Raw genomic sequence first — 6,744 nt, 5'->3', positions numbered from 1 at the left:
GATTGACCGAGCCGTGTCACGCAATCGGGCCCAGCTCTGGATTCCGCCGCCAAATTGGGAGCAACCACGATGCCGCCCTAACACACCTCTTGACCTCAGCATCGTCATGTGAGCCTGGGATCAAACAGCTAGCGGGAATATTGGCGATTTCTTCCAATCGGCCGCTCACGATGGGACACGCCACGCAGAGCGCTCGGGCGCGGGCTTGGCCAAGCTGGATGGATCGGCTTCGGCTTCTCCGACGTCATCGCTGGCGTTGCAGAGGTGGCGGGTGGGATCGCGAGCTTGAGCTGCCGTCGGACTCGCAAGAGGGTCCTGTGCTGGAACTTTTGCCGACCTGGCAGATAACGCGGCTTGGCTTCGATTCAGAACGTCGAACGATTTCACCAGCGTGCGAGGCGCCTGATAGTGGGTACCACGACGATTCAGCGGATCGAACCCGCGGGCGGCGTCCGGCGACACCCGCAGCTGTATTTTGCAACAAACCAAGATTGCTATCGGCTGCGCAGTGCCCAATCGAATGCTCACCTCTGCACGCGCCAGATACGTCCGCTGCAAAGCAATCGGGCACAACAAACCGTTGTCAAAGACCGAGGTGCAGGCATTTGCCGATGTGCGTACCAACGCCGCCGATATCTTCGTCCTGCCGCCGAATCCAACACGCGCTGCAGCACTAGGATGTGCCTGTCACACATGAACTGCCCTTGGGTGCCAAGCTTCTGATTTGAGTGGCAGGACGTTTTGGGCGGCATGAGCGTTCGTCGACTACCAGAGATCGTAGTATCGATGCTTGCCCGGAAACTCTATAAGGCATGTAGGTTCGCCATGCCGATCAGGGTGTGTCGGCAAGCAGAATAGCGTCATGACCCCGGCGAATTGCCTGCATCTGAGGCGTTTTGTCGTTGGGAAATCCGCATCACTATGAAGGTCCCGCCCATGCAGCACATTGCCCGATCACACCGTGCGGTCCGGCCCCCTATAAAGCGTAGCCGAGTCAGGCACGCGATCCGCAATTTGGAGTGGTTCCTGGCGAGACTGAAGGGATCGGGGCAGGCGCGTCTCGTCGTACGGACTTTCACAGCTCAGGCACGCAGCTATTAACCGCGACAGATACGGTGGGCCCGTCAGGTGTACACACGCTCATGCAAGTGGAGCAGACCCAACGTCGAGCTTCGCCTTATCCAGCAAGAGTTAAGGAGCCACAACCTAGCGTGCCGTCTCTATTCAAGCCAGACCGCGCGAACCCTGAGAGGTTATCGGTCTCGCATTGACCAATGAGTTCAAGATGGCAACCCAGAGGAGCAGAGCCAATGATGCATCCCGATCTGATGAAGCGTTTTGACCTTACTGGCCGTTCGGCGCTGGTCACCGGTGGCGCTCAAGGCATCGGTTTGGAAGTTGCGCGCACGCTGAGGATGGCCGGTGCCTCGGCCATTCTCGCCGATCTCGATCTCACCGCTACCAGGAAGGCTGCAGCCGCTGTGGGTCCCGACGTCGGTGCCTTCCGCTGCGACGTCAGCGATCCGCAGTCAGTGCGCGACCTAGCTGCAGCGATCGGGCCTTGCCCAGATATTCTCGTTAACAATGCCGGCGTCGGACGCGGCGCGCCAACGAAGGATACAAGTGACGACGACTGGCGGTTCGTGATTTCCGTTAACCTCGACGGAGTGTTCTATTGCTGCAGAACCTTCGGCTCGGCGATGGCCGAGCGCGGTTCGGGCAACATCGTCAATATTGGTTCGATGTGTGGTTTCATCGTTACAAAGCCGGAGAACGGCCCAGCCTACCACGCCAGCAAGGCCGGCGTGCACATGCTCACAAAGGCCTTCGCCTGTGAATGGGCAAAATCTGGCATTCGCGTCAATGCGGTCGCTCCAGGATACATCACCACGAAAATGAACAGTAACCCCGGCAACGACATCGCGACATGGGTGGAACTCACGCCAATGGGCCGCTTGGGCAGTACTGAGGAAATCGCAAATATTGTTCAGTTTCTCGCCAGCGACGCCTCCAGCTACGTGACAGGCGCAGTTTTCAGCGCGGATGGAGGGTACACCAGTTGGTGAGTGCAGAATAAGGACCTGCACGTTTTCCTCGTAGACTCTGCCCTCGTAAGCGGTATCTATTATTGAGATTGGAGCGTTGTTTGGATGATGCAGTTGAACGGCGATCAGAGACTTGAGGCTTATCGACGGATGCTTCGCATCCGTCGATTCGAAGAAGAGGGTATGCGCCAGTACACAGGTGACAAGATCCCTGGTTGGTTCCACTCGAGCGTGGGTCAGGAAGCCGCTGTCGTGGGGGCATGCCTCGCTCTTCGGGATGATGACGCCATGACCGGAACGCATCGTTCGCACGGCCATCCGATCGGGAAGGGTGCGCACCTGGATGGGCTCATGGCCGAGCTGATGGGAAAGGCAGGCGGCATTTGCAAGGGTCGCGGCGGCTCAATGCACCTTGCAGACAATTCCGTCGGGATCATCAGCGAATCGGCTATCGTCGGAGGAGGCATTCCTCTTGCCACAGGGTGTGCGTTCAGCGCTAAGGTGCGCGGGGTCGATCAGGTTATCCTATGCTTCTTCGGCGATGGGGCGGTGAACCAGGGCACCTTTCATGAGAGTCTCAACATGGCGTCGCTGTGGAAGCTTCCGGTCATCTACCTTTGCGAGAACAACGGCTATGCAATCACCACCTCGTTGGTGCAAAGCCACGGGCAGCCGGACATAGCGCTGCGCGCGGCGGGTTATGGCATGCCAGGGGTAACGGTTGACGGGCAGGACGTGAGCGCTGTCTACGAAGCTACGGCGGAGGCTGTCATACGAGCCCGTGCGGGCAAGGGACCCACTCTCGTAGTAGCTAATACCTACAGATTCGATGAGCACAATTTCGGCTTGGTGATTCGGGGGGAGCCTTATCGACCAGTTGAAGAAGTCGAGGCTCACAAACGCGACCGCGATCCGATTTTGCTATATCGCACTGTGCTCCTCCAAGAAGGCATAAATGAAAAGAGTCTGAGAGCAATTGAGGACGAAGTTGCCGAAGCCGTCAAGCAGGCTGTGCAATTTGCCTTGGCCAGCCCCATGCCTCGGCCGGAAACCTTGCCTCACTACATGTTCAACTCGCCCCTTGTTGGTCATTCCAGTTCCAGCGCTGGGCCGGAGAGGGAATCAGTCGACGTACCATCCAATGCCGAGAAACTTGGCTCGACAATCGGCACCCATGTTCAGATGACCTATTCTGAGGCGATCGTGCAGGCGCAGATAGAGGAAATGGAACGTGACGGCAGCGTCGTCCTGATGGGAGAGGACGTCACAGTGTATGGCGGCACCAAACTTATTGATCGATTCAGGAACCGGATTTGGGATACGCCGATTTCAGAAGGCAGTTTTACTGGCGTAGGAATTGGGGCTGCCATCTACGGATTGCGACCTATAGTAGACCTCCAATATGCCAGCTTCGCCTATCTCGCCTCGGATCAGATCATCAATCAGGCCTCGAAATTGCGGTATATGACTGGGGGGCAGATCAACATTCCGATCGTCTTTCGTTGCTGCATATACTCGACAGGGTCCAACGCGGCGCAGCATGCCGACCGACCTTATCCGTCTTTCATGAATGTGCCCGGCCTCAAAATCATCAACCCAACCAGCGCCGCTGATATGAAAGGGCTTATGAAATCGGCCATTCGCGACGGCGATCCGGTGCTCGTGTTCGAAGAAAACAAGCTGCGGCCCCTCATCGGCGATGTGCCCACAGATCCGGAGCATACGATCCCGATCGGCAAAGCAGATGTGAAGCGCGAGGGACAAGACGTAACCCTTATCGCTATTGGAGCCGCCATTCAGCCGACGATGGAAGCAGTGGATGCGCTCGCTAGGGAAGGCATTTCGGTCGAAGTGATTGACCCACGTACGTTGAAGCCGCTCGATCATGAGACATTCAAAACCTCTGTCGCGAAAACCGGAAGGCTAGTAATCGTTGAGAACGCCCACTCCGTCTGCAACGTCGGAAGTGAAATCGCCGCGGTTATGGCAGAAGAGGCTTCCGATCTGCTGAAGCGACCGATCCTTCGCCTGAGCGCTCCGGACATTCACGTGCCCTTTAGTCCAGCCCTTGAGAAGGATTTCTACCCGACAAAGGATCGCATCATTGCCGCCGTACGGCGAGTGGTCTGACACTCTAAAGCCATCGAGCAGAACGGAAGCAAAAAGGACAGATTATCTTCCCTCCCTTTAGAAGTGGTATTGAGGGTGCTTCGATAGTTCGATGGTCATAAAGTGTCAGAGAGGTTCGACGTGGAAGTGTCGTGGAAAGGTTTGTCGCATTGTTTGGAGCGCAGGCGCGTGGAAGCGCTTGACGCCAGTTGCTCTGCAGCGCTACCAACCTTCGGTTGGCAATGGCGTTGAGGTGACAACGCTCACGCCTCTTCGGTGCCGCCATTCAAGTCGGGCTAGGGATAAGAATACTCGCGGAAAGCTGGGTCCGAATTAAGCTGAGCCAGTACGCGATGCCATATGCTATAGCTTCGTCATTGAAATCAAAATGAGGAGAGTGCAGCCCCTGATTTTCACCTGCTCGAGCACTTCCAAGCCAGACATAAGCGCCGGGTACCGTTTCCGACATGAATGCGAAATCTTCAGAGCCCATGCTAGGCCCGGAGTGAACCACCTGCAAACCAGCCGAGCGAGCAGCTTCCTGCGCCCGAGTAGTAGCGAATGCGTCGTTGACAGTGACGGGGTATCGACGCTCGTAACGGACCATCGCTTCGCAACCATGCGCCGACGCGACGTCGGCTGCGATCTTTCGAAGGCGCGCTTCTAGCATACTGCTTGCTTCGGTAGAGAACCAGCGCCCGGTACCACGTATCGTGGCATGTTCGGGAATGACGTTATAGGCTTCTCCGGCGTGGCGCTGAGTGACAGAAAGAACCGCATTATCAAGCGGCGATACATTGCGGCTGACGACGCTCTGCAGTGCTGAAACCACGGCACACCCCGCGACAATTGGATCCACGCCCTGATGAGGCATGGCAGCATGTGCTCCTCTGCCCTGAATTACGATGTCGAAGATCGAGAAGGCCGCCATCATCGGACCTACCTCGGCTACTATTTCTTTCAGCGCAAGCTGGGGCCAATTATGTAGCCCAAATACCGCGTCCACTGGCAGGTCGCGAAACAAGCCGTCATGCACCATGCGCTGGGCACCACCTTCGTTTTCCTCCGCTGGCTGGAAAACAAAATGAACCGTGCCATCCAGATCAAGGTCGCATGCCAGCGATGCCGCACCGAGCAACATTGCCATGTGGCCATCGTGACCACAGGCATGCATTTTGCCGGGCTTAGTTGAGCGATAGGGAAGATCTGCGGTTTCCAGGATTGGGAGAGCATCCATATCTGCACGCAGTCCAATTGCGCGCTTAGACAACCTCGGGTCAGGGTGCCGACGACACCCGTCCCAGCATATCCGGACTTTACCTTCAAACCGAACTTCGTGAGCAAATCAGCTACAAAAGCCGAAGTTTGATGCTCGTCGTAAGCTGTTTCCGGTATGGAATGTAGGAACCGCCGCCACTCGATGGCTTCAGTGATCGCTTCCGCGGGTATATGGAAGGGCCGCATAGTATTATCCCTTGATCAGAAAACCCGCCCTGGCTCCTCTCGAACGGAATAAGAGTCGGACATCACAGTCCGAGAAGAAGATAGCAACCTGGGCCACGGGCTACGTGGCCAATGCGATCAGTCAAGAATCGACCGCGCGGCCATTTCGATTTGAGTCGGCGAGGGCAGATAGGCGTCCTCTAGAATAGGTGCGAATGGCACCGGTGTGTGGGGACACGTAACTTGCTTAATCGGTGCCTTCAAGAACTTGAAGCCCTTGTCGGCGACCATGCCAGCGATGTCGGCAGCAAGGCTACACCTTGGGGGACTCTCGTCGACTACCACCAGCCGCCCGGTTTTTTTCACGCTCTCGAGAATCGATTCCTCGTCCAGCGGCGAAGTGGTGCGCGGATCGAGGACTTCTACGCTTATCCCGTCCTTCGCGAGTTCGGCGGCAGCCCTTTCCGCTCGCGGAACCATCGCGCCAAGCGCCACGATGGTCAGGTCCTTGCCTTCACGCAGGATGTTGGCCTCGCCGAAAGGGATGCGATACGGCTCATCCGGCACCTCGCACTCCATGCCGAACAAGGACTTCGATTCCAGGTAGATGACCGGATCGTCGTCGCGGATCGCCTGGATCAGCAAGCCCTTGGCGTCATAGGGATTGGACGGCATGGCCACCTTCAGGCCAGGCACCATGGTGAAGAGCGGGTGCAGAGTCTGACTGTGCTGGGCGGCCGCCCTCTTGCCGGCCCCGATCGTGGCCCGGATCACCAAGGGAGTGCGCGCATTCCCCCCGAACATGTAACGGAACTTGGCGACTTGATTGAATATCTGATCGAAGCAAACGCCCACGAAATCGACGAACATGAGTTCTGCAACGGGCCTAAGTCCGGTCAGCGCCGCGCCTGCGGCGGCCCCGATTATGGCACTCTCCGAAATCGGAGTGTCGATCATTCGATCCGCACCGAACTCCTTGTACAGACCCCTCATCTGGCCAAACGGTCCTCCAGCGCCGCCAACCTCGCCTGTCGCGCCATGGCCACCAACTAGGTCTTCGCCGATCAATATCACCTTGGAATCCCGGCGCATTTCCTGTCGAAGAGCTTCGTTGATCGCCTGCAGATAAGTCTTTTTGGACATAGGT

Annotated in this window: 4 protein-coding genes; 2 read left to right on the top strand and 2 right to left on the bottom strand. The window is 57.2% G+C overall.

From position 1 onward, the window contains the following. The first annotated feature begins 1,310 nt into the window (after window positions 1-1,310). Both B5V02_RS20670 and B5V02_RS41750 read left to right on the top strand, forming a co-directional pair. Complete coding sequence (locus B5V02_RS20670) at window positions 1,311-2,066, top strand: SDR family NAD(P)-dependent oxidoreductase (protein ID WP_245446065.1); 756 nt, start codon at window positions 1,311-1,313, stop codon at window positions 2,064-2,066. A gap of 84 nt (window positions 2,067-2,150) precedes the next feature. Continuing rightward, on the top strand, window positions 2,151-4,175 hold the full coding sequence (locus B5V02_RS41750; protein WP_245446064.1) for an alpha-ketoacid dehydrogenase subunit alpha/beta: 2,025 nt from the start codon (window positions 2,151-2,153) through the stop codon (window positions 4,173-4,175). A gap of 265 nt (window positions 4,176-4,440) precedes the next feature. Here B5V02_RS41750 and B5V02_RS20660 read toward each other — a convergent pair whose 3' ends face one another. Then, window positions 4,441-5,391: an amidohydrolase gene (locus tag B5V02_RS20660; RefSeq protein ID WP_342633873.1), complete on the bottom strand. Its 951-nt coding sequence runs from the start codon at window positions 5,389-5,391 to the stop codon at window positions 4,441-4,443. A 344-nt stretch (window positions 5,392-5,735) separates the two neighbouring features. Beyond that, the gene (locus B5V02_RS20655) at window positions 5,736-6,740 is read right to left on the bottom strand and encodes an alpha-ketoacid dehydrogenase subunit beta (protein ID WP_111545971.1); all 1,005 of its coding nucleotides are present in this window, start codon (window positions 6,738-6,740) and stop codon (window positions 5,736-5,738) included. Between the last annotated feature and the right edge of the window lie 4 nt (window positions 6,741-6,744).

Source organism: Mesorhizobium kowhaii (assembly GCF_003253745.1).
Classification (GTDB): Bacteria; Pseudomonadota; Alphaproteobacteria; order Rhizobiales; family Rhizobiaceae; genus Mesorhizobium; species Mesorhizobium kowhaii.
Note: the sequence above shows the minus strand (reverse complement) of the source record. Positions and strands in the feature narration are given on the sequence as shown.

Bases quoted from the DNA above. Each gene is read 5' to 3' on its own strand.
- B5V02_RS20670 (WP_245446065.1), top strand. From the start codon at position 1,311: ATGATGCATCCCGATCTGATGAAGCGTTTTGACCTTACTGGCCGTTCG.
- B5V02_RS20660 (WP_342633873.1), bottom strand. From the start codon at position 5,391: ATGGATGCTCTCCCAATCCTGGAAACCGCAGATCTTCCCTATCGCTCA.
- B5V02_RS41750 (WP_245446064.1), top strand. From the start codon at position 2,151: ATGATGCAGTTGAACGGCGATCAGAGACTTGAGGCTTATCGACGGATG.
- B5V02_RS20655 (WP_111545971.1), bottom strand. From the start codon at position 6,740: ATGTCCAAAAAGACTTATCTGCAGGCGATCAACGAAGCTCTTCGACAG.